The 17,173-nt window shown below is 40.2% G+C and carries 14 protein-coding genes; 3 read left to right on the top strand and 11 right to left on the bottom strand.

Annotated elements, in window-relative coordinates:
• Nucleotides 1–14: 14 nt before the first annotated feature.
• From BG00_RS14175 to BG00_RS14150, 6 genes are all read right to left on the bottom strand, one after another.
• Nucleotides 15–1,316, bottom strand: coding sequence for an MFS transporter (locus BG00_RS14175; protein WP_036983275.1), 1,302 nt, complete (start codon nt 1,314–1,316; stop codon nt 15–17).
• A gap of 71 nt (nt 1,317–1,387) precedes the next feature.
• Entirely contained in the window at nt 1,388–2,047 is a 660-nt protein-coding gene (locus BG00_RS14170) for a response regulator (RefSeq protein ID WP_036983274.1), read from the bottom strand.
• A gap of 454 nt (nt 2,048–2,501) precedes the next feature.
• Nucleotides 2,502–2,774, bottom strand: coding sequence for a type 1 periplasmic-binding domain-containing protein (locus tag BG00_RS18215; RefSeq protein WP_253861401.1), 273 nt, complete (start codon nt 2,772–2,774; stop codon nt 2,502–2,504).
• A 517-nt stretch (nt 2,775–3,291) separates the two neighbouring features.
• Complete coding sequence (gene yghU, locus BG00_RS14160) at nt 3,292–4,134, bottom strand: glutathione-dependent disulfide-bond oxidoreductase (RefSeq protein ID WP_036983273.1); 843 nt, start codon at nt 4,132–4,134, stop codon at nt 3,292–3,294.
• Nucleotides 4,135–4,152: 18 nt separating this feature from the next.
• Nucleotides 4,153–4,758 carry a rhomboid family intramembrane serine protease gene (locus BG00_RS14155; RefSeq protein ID WP_036983272.1) on the bottom strand — a complete coding sequence of 202 codons (606 nt, stop codon included), beginning with the start codon at nt 4,756–4,758 and terminating at the stop codon, nt 4,153–4,155.
• A 115-nt stretch (nt 4,759–4,873) separates the two neighbouring features.
• Nucleotides 4,874–5,557 carry a type 1 glutamine amidotransferase domain-containing protein gene (locus tag BG00_RS14150; RefSeq protein ID WP_036983271.1) on the bottom strand — a complete coding sequence of 228 codons (684 nt, stop codon included), beginning with the start codon at nt 5,555–5,557 and terminating at the stop codon, nt 4,874–4,876.
• A gap of 156 nt (nt 5,558–5,713) precedes the next feature.
• Between BG00_RS14150 and BG00_RS14145 the strand changes: the two genes are divergently transcribed.
• A complete protein-coding gene (locus BG00_RS14145; RefSeq protein WP_036983270.1) occupies nt 5,714–6,631 on the top strand; it encodes a LysR family transcriptional regulator in 918 nt (305 codons plus the stop codon).
• A 6-nt stretch (nt 6,632–6,637) separates the two neighbouring features.
• Here the strand turns inward: BG00_RS14145 and BG00_RS14140 are convergent, their stop codons facing one another.
• From BG00_RS14140 to BG00_RS14125, 4 genes are all read right to left on the bottom strand, one after another.
• Nucleotides 6,638–7,372, bottom strand: a complete 735-nt coding sequence (locus BG00_RS14140) for a dienelactone hydrolase family protein (protein ID WP_036983269.1) — start codon at nt 7,370–7,372, stop codon at nt 6,638–6,640.
• 71 nt (nt 7,373–7,443) lie between these two features.
• Entirely contained in the window at nt 7,444–8,769 is a 1,326-nt protein-coding gene (locus BG00_RS14135) for a glycerophosphodiester phosphodiesterase family protein (protein ID WP_036983268.1), read from the bottom strand.
• 68 nt (nt 8,770–8,837) lie between these two features.
• Nucleotides 8,838–9,683 carry a carboxylate/amino acid/amine transporter gene (locus tag BG00_RS14130; RefSeq protein ID WP_190276271.1) on the bottom strand — a complete coding sequence of 282 codons (846 nt, stop codon included), beginning with the start codon at nt 9,681–9,683 and terminating at the stop codon, nt 8,838–8,840.
• Nucleotides 9,684–9,792: 109 nt separating this feature from the next.
• Entirely contained in the window at nt 9,793–11,928 is a 2,136-nt protein-coding gene (locus BG00_RS14125) for a M3 family metallopeptidase (RefSeq protein WP_036983266.1), read from the bottom strand.
• Between the two features lie 288 nt (nt 11,929–12,216).
• On the opposite strand from BG00_RS14125, the gene BG00_RS14120 reads away from it, so the two are divergent.
• A complete protein-coding gene (locus tag BG00_RS14120) occupies nt 12,217–13,089 on the top strand; it encodes a mechanosensitive ion channel family protein (RefSeq protein WP_036983265.1) in 873 nt (290 codons plus the stop codon).
• A 349-nt stretch (nt 13,090–13,438) separates the two neighbouring features.
• The gene (locus BG00_RS14115) at nt 13,439–15,649 is read left to right on the top strand and encodes a TonB-dependent receptor (RefSeq protein WP_036983264.1); all 2,211 of its coding nucleotides are present in this window, start codon (nt 13,439–13,441) and stop codon (nt 15,647–15,649) included.
• A 61-nt stretch (nt 15,650–15,710) separates the two neighbouring features.
• On the opposite strand, the gene BG00_RS14110 is transcribed toward BG00_RS14115, so the two are convergent.
• Nucleotides 15,711–17,039, bottom strand: coding sequence for an IS4 family transposase (locus tag BG00_RS14110; RefSeq protein WP_051498248.1), 1,329 nt, complete (start codon nt 17,037–17,039; stop codon nt 15,711–15,713).
• Nucleotides 17,040–17,173: the final 134 nt, after the last annotated feature.

The following is a 17,173-nucleotide window of genomic DNA, read 5'->3' as shown; positions in this document are numbered from 1 at the left end:
ATGTGGGTAACCTATTATTCGGTTTGTGGCAAAAAGAATGCACTTATAGCACCTAAAAAACCAAGGGTGCTGTAAAGTAAAATTAGCTCAGCGGTTGATAAAAAAGCCTCGAGTAAACCTATACTACCCAGAAGTAGTAATAACACCCCAATTACCGTGTTACTTACCGATACATAATCGGTGCGTTTATTGCCCTCAGCCATATCTACAAGGTAAGTTTTTCGCCCTAAACGCACGCCTTGGTGTGCAACTGAGAGTAAAAAATACAATATAGGCATAACCCACCAATTTAGCAGTAGTGCGCTATACCAAGTGGCAATAACAAATACGGCTAAGCCATTAAATGTGACTAATATAGCGCTAAGCACTAAAACACGCTGGCTGGATAAGTCACTGAGCTTGCCCCAAATAGGCGCCGAGACTAAACTAGCAAAGCCAGAAACGGCAATAAAAGTGGCAAGCAGAGAAAATTCAAAAGACTGTTTACTGGCTAAAACTATATAAAAAGGAGCACTCAGAGCTGAGCATAAAAGTAGCGCACGGGTAACAACAAAATGGGCAAATTGTTTATCTTTATAAAGCAGCTTAAGTTTAGAAAATGCATGCAGCAAGCCATTTTTACCGCCATCAGTTGCCCCTTTATATTCATTTATTTGGCTGTAAAAAAAAGCCGCGATCACCCACATTACTGCACCGAGTGCTAAGGCTATAATGACGGTGTTTTGATCTTTTTGCTGTGAAAAAAACCACATGAGTAAGCCAAACGTTAAGGTGGCAAAACCGGCAATACTGGCAGCTAAGCCACTAATATTACCGCGCTGTTGCTTAGGAATAACTTTTCCAAGCACATCTTTTGCGGCCACCGAGTTAAAACCTCTAGCTAAGCTAAATAAAATTAATAAACCAATAATGGCGTAACCCGCAAGCTTGCCCTCAAGTGTAAACGCGACACCAACCATAGCCAAAATACATAAAGACTGCACAATAGCGCCAATAACCCACACCCATTTACGAATAGGCAATTGGCGGATAAAGCCAGCAATGGCTAACTGTGGCAGCAGTGAACCTGACTCTCTAATAGGTACTAGCCAAGCAATAAAACTCGCTGGCACGTTTAAGCTTTGCATTAACCACGGCAGCGTTATTTTGGGATTGAGTAGCGCATCAGCAAACTTACTAAACAGTTGGCTTAGCAGTAAAGTAATAAAATTACCGGGGACTTCTTGGCATGCGTTATCGTCAATGGCCTTACACGCGCGAGCATCTTCTTCGTTATTTAAGCGTTTATAAATTTGCTCTTTTGTTAGTTTTTTCACTCTATTTTACCGCTGTATAAGTACAAATATTTATATATATTAAGATGATATGGTTAACATATCTACTTTACTCATTGTTTTTTAAGCTCATATGGCAACCATTTTAGGAGTTTTTTAAATAATATGTCTTGCGCAATGGGCTTAGAAATATAGTCATTCATTTCAACCTGTAAGCACTTAGCTTTATCGCCCACCATAGCGTTTGCTGTCATAGCAATAATAGTAATTGGGGGATTTTTACTCCCAGCTTCATTTACTCTTATATGGGTTGTGGCTTGGTAACCATCCATTACTGGTATTTGGCAATCCATTAAAATGAGTGAGTACGGGTTATGGGAAGTTGTTTGTTTTAAATATTCGAGCGCGTGCTGGCCATTTTCTGCAATATCAATGCTATTACTTCCTATCTTTTTAAGCGTGGTAGAGGCGACGATTTGATTAATGTTGTTATCTTCAACCAGTAAAATACGAATGTTTTTGTTCCATACAATATCATCGCTCGACAAACGCTGAGTGTCAGATAAATCCTCAGTAATGAGGCTGCTATTACTTTTAAAGCAGGTCGATAGCATCTTAAAAAGATTTTGTGTGATTATGGGCTTTGTAACAATGGCTGAAAACCGAGACGCTTGATATAAATCGCGCTGTTTATTTAGCTCATCCTTGGTCATTAAAACAACATGCGCAGCCATAAGATCTACCTCTTTATCAAGGGTTTTACTTAAAGCCATACTTACAATAATTGATATAGCAATATCGATTATGAAGCGAGTAGTTTTAGCAGCAATTAAATTGGCGGTAAATTATTAGCTGACCACCCAGCAACAGGACGTTGGTATTGTTTTATTAATCCATTGTCTGGCATGGTTAAGCTCTCAAGTGCATGTTTGATTTTTGCTCTATTTTGCTCTGTATTATCGGTTAAAGTTATTTGTGATATGCCCTGTAACAATAGTTTTGTTAAGTCGTAGGCATGAATAAATCCAGCCGGAGAAATTAACTCAGTGAGTGCTACAGGGATAAGCTTTGTGCTATAACATTTTTAGTTAAAGCGGTTTGCGGCGTTTTAAAAATGAAAAACAGCTTTGTATAAAATGTAAGCTCAAGTTTGATTTTATGGCTTGCTCAACGTTGGCAAAAAAATCCCCACCCGTTATTCCCCAATGACTCACAATAGGAAGGCGTTCATTTTTGGCAAAACTTGCCATCGTATTTATAAACAGCCCCCTCAATGGCATTTCCAACAAATAAAATACACTCTGCAGGTGTATTTTTTATTTTATGCAGTATTAATTTGGCGTTATTTATTTTTGTGTTCCAGTTAAACCATTTTACTTGTGGTTTTATATCACCAAAGGCCTTAAGCATGGTGTTGTTATTTGATTTTCCCCATGGCGTGTCTTCTAAAAGTAAGAGGGGATTTTTGCAATTTAGAGTTTGCGTTGCAAATTGGGCCATTCTATAGCCGACTTTTGTATCATCTACCGAGAGCCTAAATACCCAGTTATCATCGCTAGGGTATAGGGTAATAGACCCTCCGGCAGCCCAAGGCAGTAATAGTAAAAGTTTGTTTTTATTGATGAACTCTCTGTTTTTATATACGGCGGGGAGTGCAATCCACCAATAAAAACCAGTGCATTGGGGTCTTTTAGAAACTGCTGCATGTGCAATAAGCTGCTATTCGCATTACCTCGGTTGTCTTTTTCAATCAGTGTGAGCTAATAATCTTGCACGTTATTATTAATCTCTGCTAAAGCAGTCAGCACCTTCATCTTCATTGCATAGGCCGATTCGTAATGGTTTGAATAGTCTAAGTCATGGTAGAGCGTTAATGTTTTTACACCTTCGCTGCGTGCACTTAAAGAAAATTATTTAATTTTTTATAAAATATGAAGCTGAAATATGATTCAATATTTTTTATTAATGGACATAAAAAAGCCAGCTAAGCAGCTGGCTTATTGAACTGTTTTGATTTTTATTTAAAGTCTTGGGCCGTGTGGCGCTCTGCCATTTGCTCTTTTTCCGGGCCCCACGTACGATTAACGCGACGACCTCGTTTTACGCCTGGACGTGCAGCCACTTGTTTAGCCCAACGAACCACATGCGTATAAGATGCAACATCTAAAAACTCTGCTGCCTCGTATAGGTCACCTAAAACCAGTGAGCCATACCACGGCCAAATAGCAATGTCGGCAATTGAATATTCACTGCCTGCCATGTATTCATTGTCACTTAAATGGCGGTTTAATACATCAAGCTGACGCTTAGTTTCCATGGTAAAGCGGTCAATCGGGTATTGCATTTTACTCGGTGCATAACTGTAAAAGTGGCCAAACCCACCGCCTAGGTAAGGTGCTGAGCCCATTTGCCAAAATAGCCAGTTACGACACTCTGTTTTTGCTTTGAGATCGTTAGGAATAAAGGCATCAAATTTTTCGCCTAAGTATTGTAAAATAGCACCTGACTCAAATATGCGTGTTGGCGGTGTGGTTGAATGATCCATCAGCGCGGGTATTTTTGAGTTCGGGTTTATATCAACAAAGTCAGAGCCAAACTGATCGCCTTCACCAATATTAATTAAATACGCATCGTATTCGGCATCGGTTAAGCCAAGCTCTAACAGCTCTTCAAACATAATACTAACTTTTTGGCCATTGGGTGTTGCCAGCGAATAAAGCTGAAATGGATGTTCGCCAATCGGTAGTGTTTTGTCATGAGTGGCGCCTGCAATGGGGCGATTTATACTAGCAAATTTACCACCACTCTCACTGTCCCATGTCCATACTTTAGGCGGGATGTATTCGTTGTTTTCACTCATAAATAACCTCTATCTTTATTAAACGCGTGTTTTAGTTGTTGCTTGCTGATTTTTTAATTTATCTGCTTTTGCTAGTTTATAACCTAAAAACAATCCACTTAATGCACCAAAAAAATGGCTCTCAAACGAGATATGAAAATGCTGCGGTAATACGCCCCAGATAAAGCCGCTGTATAAAAATGCTACGATAACAGCGATAAAAATCGATTTAAATGAACGCCTTACAATGCCATAGCATAAAATAAATCCCCACAAACCATAGATGACACCGCTTAGACCTACATGAATATTACTGCGGGCAAACATCCAAACTAATAAGCCACCTACTAAAGCGGTGAATATAAATACACTATAAAAGCGCTGTACGCTGTACTGGCAAATTAACCAACTTAATACAGCAAATGGCAACATATTACTGGCAAAATGCCACCAGCTACCGTGTAAAAAGGGAGCACAAAGAATACCAACCAGCCCTTGAATACTTCTGGGATAAATACCTAAACCGTTTAAATTAATGCCAGGTAGGCTATTAATAAGCTGCAATACAAAACAAATAATAATAATACTAAAAATAGCAAAACGGGTACTGGTAATAAGTGAAAGCGTGTCTGGTTTAGTGGCCATAGTGTGATCCTAATTTACCGAAAGTGTTGCCAGTATAGGAATTGTATAAGGTAATGAAAAGCAATTAAAAAAGCACAGCATAAAATGCTGTGCTGATTTGAGTTGTTGGCTGCTATTAACCTAGTTTAGTTAATAGCTTTTTAGCTGCAAGTTCTGAGCTTGCTGGGTTTTGACCGGTGATCAATAAACCATCTTCTAGAGCAAGTACGCCCCAGTCATCGGTTTTTTGGTAATCGCCACCTTTTTTGATAAGTTCGTCTTCAACTAAAAATGGAACAATGTCAGTAAGTTGTACAGCAGCTTCTTCGCTGTTAGTAAAGCCCGTTACTTTTTTACCGGCGACTAATGCATTGCCATCAGCGTCTTTAACATTTAAAAATACCGCACTTGCATGACACACGGCAGCGACTGGTTTTTGCTCTTTAATAAAGCTTTCAATGAGCGATACAGAATCGATGTTATCGACTAAATCCCATAAAGGGCCGTGACCACCAGGGTAAAAGACGGCGTCGTAATCAGAAGAGTTTACTTCGCTTAAAACTTTGGTATTTGCCATCAGTGTTTGTGCACCACTGTCTGCATCGTAACGTTTGGTTGCCTCAGTTTGAAAATCAGCAAGTGTACTAGTTGGGTCAATCGGAGGCTGACCGCCGTTTGGAGAAGCCAATGTTACTTCAATACCTGCATCAATAAATGCGTAATAAGGGGCTGCAAATTCTTCTACCCAAAAACCAGTTTTTTCGCCAGTGTTACCAAGCTCTGCATGTGATGTAAGAACCATAAGTATTTTTTTAGCCATGTAAGGTATTCCTTAAGATGATTTAAATTAATTAATCTTGCTTGACAAAGACTATATTCACTAAGAGGGCTTTAAACAACGATGATAAATTTAACTTAATTGATTCAATAATTGATACAATTGGAGGGTTGAAGTTAAAACCGCACTGGAGCGCCCATGAAAGTCTCGTTTGAACAGTTAAAAAGTATGGTGGTATTTGCACAAATTGTAGAGCAGGGCAGCTTAACTGCAGCGGCAAAACAATTAGGGCTGACCCGTGCTGTAGCGAGTTATCACTTAAAAAAATTAGAAACACAGCTCGAAGTGACGCTACTTAACCGTTCTACCCGCACCATGGCGTTAACCGAAGCCGGAATGGCCTATTATGAGCGTTGCCGTGTTATTACAGAGCAAGCTAATGCCGCTAATCAGCAAATAGAAAATATAAAAAGTGAACCTCAAGGGCTATTAAAAATAAGTTGCCCAGTAAATGTAGGGATGCAGTTAATTGTACCGGCAATAAATACCTTTAAACGTCAGTACCCTAAAATTGATATAGATTTACAGCTCACGGATGACGTTGTGGATATTATTAAGCACGGGTTTGATTTTGCAATTAGAGGGGTTGCACTGCGCGATTCGAACTTACAAGCCACTAAGCTCACTACTATGAGTACCTGTATTTGTGGTGCGCCCGATTATTTTGCGCATTTTGGTAAACCCACCACAGCCGATGAGTTGGCAAAGCATCAATGGGTGGTTTATCAATTAGGCAGTAAAACGCTGACCTTACAAAAAGAAGGCAAAAAGGTCGATATTACAATGCAAGGTAGTTTAAGCACCAATAACGCTGCTGCACGCACTGCGTTTGTAGAGGCGGGGCATGGTATTGGTCGTATTCCACTTTACGATGCATGGCCAAAAGTACAAGCGGGTTTGCTGCAAATTATACTCGATGATTATAAAAGCAAAGACATTGAACTTTATGGGGTGTTCCCGCCTGGGGCGGCGGGCTCTAAAAAACTGCGTTTGTTTATTGATTATTTAAAAGCGTATTTTGTAAAGCAACATACCGCATTAGGTATGCTTAAATAATAGCGCTTAAAGCACTCGGTTAAACAAAGCAACGGCTTGCTGATACATGGTGATAGCAAGTGCTGCATCGTACCGCTCGCCTTCATCACGCATAAAGGCATGTTGCGCGTTCACTTCTTGCCATTGGTAATTAATACCCGTACTAACCGCTTGTTGATAAATTTTGTCGCGACCTTGTTGTGGCACATGGGGGTCTTGCTTTCCCCAAATAAAGTGGATTTCACCTTGTATATCAGCCATACGTTCAAATGAATTATTCCCTTTTTGTGCGGGAAGTGTGTCGCTATGAATATCAGTGGCATATAAGCAAAAAGCGGCTTTTATTGCGGGGTTTAATGCGGCTCTATAAGCTAAATGCCCACCAATACAAACACCCATTGCACCTACAGAGCCAGTACAGTAATCGTGTGTTTGTACAAAGTCGATTAACGCTTGGGTATCGCTGTCGTGGAATTCAAGCGGTTTTGCCCATTTATCGTTATTGCCTTTATCTTTACCCGCATCGTCATAAGCAAGCACTGTCCCGATAGGGTTAAGTTCATGAAATACTTCTGGCACAAGTACGACAAAGCCATGGCTTGCTAAAATAGCAGCGCTGCGAGCAATAGGCGCGGTTTGCTGAAAAATCTCAGAGTAAAAAATAATGGCCGGGAATTGCCCGTGAGCGTGTGGGCGATAAACTGTAGTGCGCATTAACCCCGTTGGGGTAGGCAAGTCAGCATGGTGGTGTTGGATGATCATAAAAGCGCTCAATTAAATAATATATAAAATATATGGTAACTGAGCGCGATAAAATAAACACGCCTTAAAGTCTAAATACTTGCAGGCATATTATTACAGCTAGCATAGTAGCTTACGGTTGCAGGCCAATCGGAAAAGATACCCATTACACCTACGTCTTGCGCTAACACATCAACCACAGTGAACATATCGCCATCGTTATCTATAACATCACTAATTGACTGATAATAATAACCGCCGCCTTGATTTAGAGGGCCAGAGCGCTCAAGACTCCATGCAATGATATTAAGCCCCGCGGCTTTAGCATCAATAGCGTACTGTGAGGGAACAATGTTACTGTCGTTATCTATGCTTAATAGCATCCAAATGGGTGGCGCAATAATTTTAACGCCGTCGTTTACGAGCTCTGCCATAGATGGCTGCCATGTTGCTGCGTTGTTTGGATCAAACCCTGTATTGCTGTCGCGTCCATCTAAATAGACACTCTGCGCTGCAAATTCAGGATTAGTGTTAATCCAATATTTTACGTCAGCTAAATTAAATGATTGCGGATACACTCGCGAAGCGGGTACTTCCATTTGCGTGTATTCATCCAGCATTTTTTGTGCGTATTGCGTTTGGGTCATACCGTTAAAGGGCATACTCACTTGAGGGGATTTAAGCTCTGGGGTCATTTTTACTCCCAGCTCTTTAAAGAGTGCAATACTTTGTTTGTGGGTCATGAGTGTACCAGAGGTGGCGTATAAGTCAGTGCGCCAACCGGGTGTACCTTTCATGTAATCGCTAACATTGGTGGCACTGGTGTTTGCGCCATCCATCTTACCCTCAAGAGTTAAAAATTCTGCCAAACTAATATCACTGGTACAACATTTAGCTGAAGCAGGCGAGTCACTGTTAGAGTCTGCTGGAGTAAATGGCTCACTACATTTAGCAGCCAATGTTGGAATGGCTAAAATATTGGTGGTGGTGTGTAAGTCGCACTGAGAATGACGACATACTAGCTCTTTATCATTGGTAAAGGTTACATCGCATTCGACAACACCTGCTCCCATACGAGCGGCTGCAATATAAGATTCTTTAGTGTGTTCTGGGTATTGCATTGGAGCACCGCGGTGACCAATTGAAAAATCAGTACGATAAAAAGGACCTTCCTTGCACGATTCTAATTTTGTTTTTAGTGCGCTGCTAGCCATATCGTCAACTAGGTAGTCTGGGCGAGTACCTAGTTGAACATTAGTGCCTTGAGCTACTTCAACAATAACCGGGGTAGATACTTCAACAATTTCAACCTCAGTGTTGGTAACAACCACTTCTTTTTCGACTATTTTTACATCGTCATCACAGCCAGTAAGTGAGCTTAATAATAAAAAAGTTGTTAGAAAAGGTATGCGCTTCATTATTTATCCTTAAAATAAAAGTGAACGCTACCTTACTAATTATTAATGACAATTTCACTACAGAGTGATTAATTTGCTGATTTAGCCATTATTTGGTTTACCACTAATGCAACCAGCATCACTCCCGCGCCAATGCTTAATCTAAGTAGGTCAGCGTCTCGATTCCAAATAAGCACATTAACAATTATACCGGCAGGAATAAGCAAGTTGTTCATCACCGCCAGCGCGCCAACATTGACAAGCGTCGCGCCTTTATTCCACATAAAGTAGCCTAAACCAGAGGCCACAATACCTAAATAAATAAGTATGCCCCATTGAGTTGAGGTACTTGGTAATTTGTTAAGATCGCCAAATAGGGCGTAACAGGCGCTTGCAACAATTAATGCGCCAATAAAAAACCAACCAAATACGGTTTTATCATCGAGTTGTTTATTAAGCATTAATCGTTTGTAGGTTACTTGGCCGATGGCAAAACTAATATTAGCGCCTTGAACCAGTAATAATCCGACTAAAAAGTTACTGTCTAAGTTTTCATAACGAATGGTAATAGCGCCTAATACGGCAATAAACGCAACGATAAAAAACTGCGAATTAAACTGTTTATTTAGCGCATCGTTTAAAAGCGTAATGTAAAGCGGGGTCATTACAGTAAATAACAGCACCTCTGGCACACTTAAAAACAAAAATGAGTGGTAATAAAAGCCATACATAACCCCCAGTTGCAGTGCGCCTATCAGCATGAGTTTACACGCAAGCGGGGTGGGGATTTTCTTTAAAAAAGGCAAAAATACTAACGCTGCTAAAGCAACACGAATTAACACACTAAACCATGCATCAACTTGGCCTGCTAAATACACACCAATTAAACTAAACGAAAACGCCCAAAGAAGGGTAACTGCAAATAAATAGCCCATAACACTCATCTTGTCTTAAGTAATGGTGTCAGTTTATCTGTTATATATTGTTCTATAAACAATAAAAGCCCGCAAGCGGGCTTTTATATCAGTTGCTTAAAAATATTAATTAATCAACTAAACCACGGCGCTTAAGCAGGGCGTCAGTGGTTGGTTTTTGGCCTCTAAACTCAATGTAGCTTTGCATTAAGTCACGGCTATTACCTTTTGATAGGATCTCTTTACGGAACTTATCGCCATTTTCGCGCGTTAAGCCACCGTTGTTTTCCATGTGAGCAAAGGCATCGGCTGCAAATACTTCAGTCCACAGGTAGGCGTAGTAACCCGCTGAGTAACCACCTGCAAACGTATGGCTAAAGTAGTTTGATTTATAACGCGGTGGAACTGGGTAGTAATCAATACCATGTGCCTTTAATGCGTCACTTTCAAACTGCTGTACGTCAGTTATTTTCTTATCAGAACCAAATGAGTGCCATTCCATATCCAGTAGTGCTGCTGCTAAATATTCAGTGGTACCAAAACCTTGGTTGAACTTTTGCGACTCAAGTACTTTATCAAGTAATGCTTGAGGAATTGGCTCACCTGTTTTGTAATGTTTAGCGTAGTTAGCGAGTACCGTTGGTTCAATCATCCAATCTTCGTGTGCTTGTGATGGAAATTCAACAAAGTCACGCGCTGTTGCAGTACCTGCTAGGCTTGGGTATTTAACGTCAGAGAATAACCCGTGTGCCGCATGACCAAACTCATGGAACATAGTTGATACTTCATCAAACGTCATGAGCGTTGGCTCGCCTTCAGCCGGCTTTGGAATGTTTTGTGCGTTGTAAATAACAGGTTTAGTGCCTTTTAAGCCGCTTTGGCTTACGTATGCACTCATCCATGCACCGCCACGTTTACCTTCACGTGCATATGGGTCCATATAAAATAAACCAATGGCGCTGCCATCGGCGTTAAATACTTCAAATGCCATTACATCATCGTGGTAAACCGGCAAATCTTTACGCTCTTTAAAGGTAATGCCGTAAAGTTTTTCCATAGCGAAGAACAGGCCGTTATGGATAACCGACTGCATTTCAAAATAAGGCTTAACCAATGCTGGATCTAGGTCGTATTTTTCAGCGCGTACTTTTTCTGCGTAGAAAGACCAATCCCATGGTTTAAGTTCAAAGTTTTCACCCGAATCATTAATTACTTTTTGAATTGCTTGTGCTTCTGCTTTCGCTTTTTCAACTGCTTTTGGCGCTAAGTCATCTAAAATGCCGTACACGTTATCAGTAGTTTGCGCCATGCGTGAAGTCATTACATAAGAAGCCCAATCTTTAAAGCCTAACAGTTCTGCTTTTTGTGCGCGCAGGTTAGTTTCTTTAATAATGATAGGGCCATTTGTTTTAGCAGCACGATTGGTTGATGCTTTAAAAATTTGCTCACGTAGTTCGCGATTTTCAAGGCTTGCTAAAATAGGTTGTTGCGTGGTGTTCACTAAGGTGATCATGTAACCATCTTTACCTGCTTTTTCAGCAGCGGCTGCAAGACCGGAAATTTCACCTTCAGATAAACCCGCTAATTTGCTTTTATCTGTTACTAAAATGACATCTTCTTTAAACGATTTTAATACGTTTTGAGAAAACTCAGTTGATAGTTTTGCAAGCTCAGCGTTGATTTCACGCATTTTTGCTTTTTCAGCATCGTTTAATTTTGCACCGGCTTTAACAAACTGTTTGTAGTAAAAATCGACTAGGCGTTGATCTTCAGCGCTTAACTTATCTTTATTGTCGTATACCGTTTGTACACGTTTAAATAATGCACCATTTAAATAAATGTCATCAGAGTGAGCCGAGAAAACTGGCGCCATTTTTTTATCAATACGTTGGTATTCATCGTTTGAAATAAGGCCTGATAGGTTATAAAACGCAGCTGATGCGCGGTTTAGTAGCTCGCCTGCCAGCTCCATTTCAACTAAGGTGTTTTCAAAAGTGGCTGGCGCTGGGTTGTTGGCAATTGCCAGTATTTCTGCATTGTGCTGTGCAATACCTGCATCAAATGCGGCTTCGTATTCAGTCGTACCAAACTTATCAAACTCAGGTGCCATGTATTGAAGTGGACTTGGTTTGAACAACACATTGCTTGCGTTAATGTCTTGAACTTGCGCTGCGGTTTCTTGTGTTGTTTCTTTAGTGCTCTCAGAAGAGCAGGCAGATAATAAAAGTGCACTAGCAATCGTAGTGGCAATCAGTGTTTTACGCATAATAACTCCATGGAAAAAATAGCCGAAACAGGCTTAGTGAGTCGAAAACACAGTTAACTTACCAAATTTTGACTTATATACAACAAAGTTTATCGATTTAAAGCGGGATTTAAACGCAAATTAGGTGATAAAAACTCGGTATGTAAATAAAAAAGTAGAAAAATACAGCAATTATGCAATTAGCTTTAAGTTTGTTGCTGCGTATTTAAGCTAACCGCATGCTAAACTTGGGGTATTATTAGCGCATAAAAATAATCGTTTGTGTGCGACCTTACACATGGAAAATCAATGAACTTAGAACAAATTAATCACATTCTCGCCTTCGTATTGTTTAGCTACAACGACATTCACATTACCGTGGCAAAAGTAATTCAAGTACCCCTAATTTTGTTTACTATGTGGGTTGTGGTGACTCAGATTGGCAAGTTGATTAAAAAGTCATTACTTGCACGAAAAATGAGCCCAGATGCAGTGCATTTATTCACGCGTTTTTATTTCATTTTTAGTATTGCGATTTTACTTTTTACCTCCCTTGAGGTGCTCAACATTCCACTAACCGCATTTGCCTTTGTATCGGGTGCCATTGCCATTGGTGTGGGGTTCGGTGCACAAAATATTATTAATAACTTTATTAGCGGTTGGATATTAATGTGGGAGCGGCCAATCCGTATCGGCGACTTTTTAGAGGTTGGCACTGCAAAAGGGGTGGTTGAAACCATTAATACTCGCTCTACTCGTATTCGCAGGAACGACGGTGTTCATATGCTAATACCCAATAGCCAGTTATTAGAAAACACAGTTACCAACTGGACGCTTATTGACGGTAATGCGCGCTCATCTGTGAGCGTAGGCGTAGCTTATGGCTCTGATGTATTACTGGTTAAAAAGTTAATTCAGCAAGTATTAGATGAGCATGAGGCAATACTGGCAACGCCTCAATCAACTGTATTATTTGATGATTTTGCCGACAGCTCGCTAGTTTTTAATGCTATTTTTTGGGTCTGCGCTGAATCAGAAACTCGATTAAGACAAGTGCGCAGTGATATTCGCTTTAGTATTTATGAAGTGTTTGAACAACACGATGTGGTTATTGCATTTCCGCAGCGAGATATTCATATTGACGGTGAAATTGCACTCACACGTTCTTTAGTGAAAAAGTAGTATTTAAAAAAGTGCCGCGTTATTTTTCCATATTTTTTAACAACTCATTGTAAGGACATATGTCCGCTTTTCGGTTGTTTGGTTGCTAAAAGTACACTAAAAGTCGGGATTGTGCGCTTAAGTGTTAAAAATAAGTTTATATTTTTAACACTCAGCATGCGGTAAATTAATTACAGCATGGTATAATCTCGCGCATTCAGTCAGCCTTATTTATGCCGTTTTTGTACTCTCGGTAATAAGGTCCGCGCCGCATAGAGCAAGTCGCGAAAAATTGACTGAATCCGTAATTATTTAATTGCGCAACACATCAACCGTTGAACAAGAGTGCACTAAAAAGGTTAACCCCGACATGAAAGCAATGAAAAGATCTACGTTAGCAACCCTTATTAATGCAACGTTGTTCTCTGCCGTAGCAGGTACTTCAATTTCAGCCCTAGCTGCTGAGCAAGAAACTACTGCTAAGAAGAACCAACTAGAAGTTATTCAAGTAACTGCTCGTAAACGAGTAGAAAACGCTCAAGAAGTGCCTGTTGCTGTTTCAGCCCTGCAAGGCGATAGCTTAGATGCTTACAGCTCAGCTGGTATGGATATTCGTTTTATGAATGCGAAAATCCCAAGTTTATCTATTGAATCTTCATTTGGCCGTTCATTCCCACGCTTTTATGTACGTGGCCTTGGTAACACTGATTTCGATTTGAATGCTTCGCAACCAGTGTCGCTTGTGGTTGATGAAATTGTACAAGAAAACGCAATCTTAAAAGGTTTCCCTGTATTTGACGTAGCACGTGTTGAAGTGCTTCGTGGTCCTCAAGGTACATTATTTGGTCGTAATACACCGGCTGGTCTAGTTAAATTTGATACCGTAAAACCAAGTCAAGAATTTGAAGGTTATGGCTCTGTATCTTACGGTAGTCGTGGTGCTGTTGATTTTGAAGGCGCTGTTGGTGGTTCATTAACAGATCGTTTATCAACACGTGTTTCAGTACTTTGGCAAGATAAAGACGATTACATTGATAATCGTGCACCAGGTTTTGAGCAAAAAGATGCCTTAGGTGGTTACACTGAACAAGCAGCCCGTATTCAATTTTTATATGAAGGTGACGATTTCACTGGATTATTTAACTACCATGTTCGTGATTTAGATGGTTCGCCAATTCCATTTTACGGCAACGCAATTAAGCCGGGCACGAATGACTTAGCAGACGGTTTTGAAAATGACGTGGTGTATCACGATGCCGCATCTCGTGCGACGCAACAGGTAGAATCGCAAGGCGCAAGCCTAAAACTTGAGTGGGACTTAGCTAACCATACAATAACGTCAATCTCTGGTTGGGAAAGCGCAGAAATTTATTCTCGCGCAGATATCGATGGAACAGCTCTCAGTTTGGCTGAAAGTGCCGATGGTATTCCAGATCAAAACCAATACACGCAAGAGTTACGCCTATCAAGTAACTTTGCTGGTGATGTAAACTACCAGGTGGGTGTTTTTTACTTCGACGAAGCATTAACGATTGAAAACTTTAGCTATGATGCTTCTAACAACGGCGTATTAAATGGTTTTGTTAGTCAACAGCAAGACACTAAAGCATGGGCTGTATTCGGCTCAGTTGATTACACCATTACTGATGACTTGAAAGTAACCGCGGGCCTTCGTTATTCAGACGATGAGAAAGAATTTTCAGCCGATCGTGCTTTCAGTCCTATCGGTGGGCCGTTATATATTGACCAAAATGTTAATGATGATCACGTAAGCTGGGATTTATCAGCTAACTATAAAATCAATGATGATGTAAATTGGTATGGCCGCATTGCTAACAGTTTCCGCGCACCGAGTCTTCAAGGTCGTATCTTATTTGGTAGTGAAGTAACCGTTGCTGATTCAGAAACTGTTACGTCATACGAGACAGGTATTAAATCTGATGTGTTAGATGGCCAAGGCCGTGTTAACGCAACCATATTTTATTACACTATGGATGACCAACAGCTAACAGCTGTAGGTGGTGGTGCTAACTTTAACCGTTTATTAAATGCTGATAAAACAACTGGCTACGGTTTTGAGCTTGATTCTGAGTGGGTGTTAAGTGATGAGCTAAATGCAACATTTAACTTAAGCTATAACAAAACTGAGCTTAAAGACGATACTCTTAGTATTGCTGCACCAAGTCGACTGGAGATTTTAGACCCAGTCATGAATGGTCAAGCTATGCTTGATGGAAACAGCTTACCGCATGCTCCAGAGTGGATCTCTAACATCACACTTCGTTACACTAAAGAGCTCGCTGAAGGTGATTTCTTTGCTTACGCTGATGTGTCGTACCGCAGTGAAATTGACTTTTTCTTATATGAATCAGTTGAGTTTGAAGGTAAGCCGCTAACAGAAGTTGGCCTACGTGCCGGTTATGCATGGGCGCAAGGCGACTACGAATATGAAGTATCAGCATTCGTACGTAACTTATTTGACGAGCAACAAGCAATTGGTGGTGTTGACTTCATTAACAATACAGCAATGGTTAATGAAGAGCGTTACATTGGCGCTGAATTTAAAGTTAATTTTTTCTAATCGATAAATTTAACGTTAAATTGTAATTATTGATAAAAGCCTGCCTAGTGCATAATGCCAGTCAGTTAAGAACTGACTGGCATTTTCTTTTATAGGGGTACTTATTCGGCTTCTTTCTTATCACCCTTGGATAATGCCTATCTGGTAACCTATCGGGTAAGATAAACAATCTAAGTATTGTCAGTAACTCATCGTAATGAATAGGCAACTTACTTGCACTATGTATTGGCGTAAACATAAAGAAAGCGATAACCTGTCGCATAGATTGGCTAAAGCTTAGCTGTGTAGGCAAAATATCCTCATCTTTAGTTGCATCAAGCATGACGATACGTATTAAATTGTAAGCGAGTAATAACCCCCATAACTCTTGACGTACCATGTCTGGTTTCTTACTACGTAACGTGTGTTTGCTATGATTCAATCCCTGCTTTATTTCTCTAAACGCCAGCTCAATTTCCCAGCGTTGAGTATAAACCTCTGTTAATTCTTCATATGGAAATCGTAAAGGGTCAATGAGAGAGCTGAGAACACGATAGCTTTTTCCATCCACTTTATAGGTGGTTAATCTTGCCATCAAGGTCTCTGGTAATGACTCAAATTTCTTTCTGGCTTGAGGACTTGTGGACAAAATCACTATTTTATCATTGTCATTTATACTATGTTCAACTTGATACTGTAAATCCTTCCTCGCGGGTAACATCCAGTGAGTGTTATCTCCTTGGTTTTGCCATTGATGCAACAGTCCTAATGAGTAATAGCCGCGGTCAAACAAGGTAAGAGAATTATCTGGTACGGCTGGTAATAGTCGTTGAGCTAAGCTCATTTCACCTATGCGACGGGAGTCAAAGCTGCTATCTAACAGTAAATGGCTAGATACTTCCATAAGGCTACACATTCGTACTTGTGGGTAGCTTACTTCTCCATGTTGATTACTGTCACTGCCAAATGCTTCTCTGTTATCTTGATTATCATGAGTTCGAAAACTAACGCCATCAACAGCGAGTAAATTAAGTCCGCACCATTGTTCAAAAGACTGGGTGGAAAAGGTTTTGTGTGCAAGAAATTGAAATGTATGTTGGACTGACTCATAGCCTAACCTTTGCCGGCCTTGAACTAGCGCACTTGGCGCTACTAATTTGTTTTTTCCGGGTAAAGAGACGTCGAGTCTATTAGCGATATCCCAAACGGTTTCGTTTCGGAATAAACTCATTCCAATTACAGACCACATAATAGCTTCTAGCGGTAATCGCCTTTTACGCACAGTAGCAACACCTGCATGTTTAAATGCTTGTTCAAGAATATCAGGGTCAAGAACCTGTTTAAGTTTATCTAGTGTATGTACATCATTTAAAAATGAAGACATGTTATCGAAGTGCTGAATGAGAGACATAAAAAAATCCGATATTATTTCTAATATCGGATTTTGAAGCCATGGAAAGATCAGTCAAGTGATCATAAAAATATTCTTAACTGATCTGCATTATGCCTAGTGCAGGCTTTTTTATTTTTGTAGAGCTGCTAAAG

It is taken from the genome of Pseudoalteromonas sp. SCSIO_11900, from assembly GCF_000576475.1.
GTDB lineage: Bacteria > Pseudomonadota > Gammaproteobacteria > Enterobacterales > Alteromonadaceae > Pseudoalteromonas > Pseudoalteromonas tetraodonis.
Note: the sequence above shows the minus strand (reverse complement) of the source record. Positions and strands in the feature narration are given on the sequence as shown.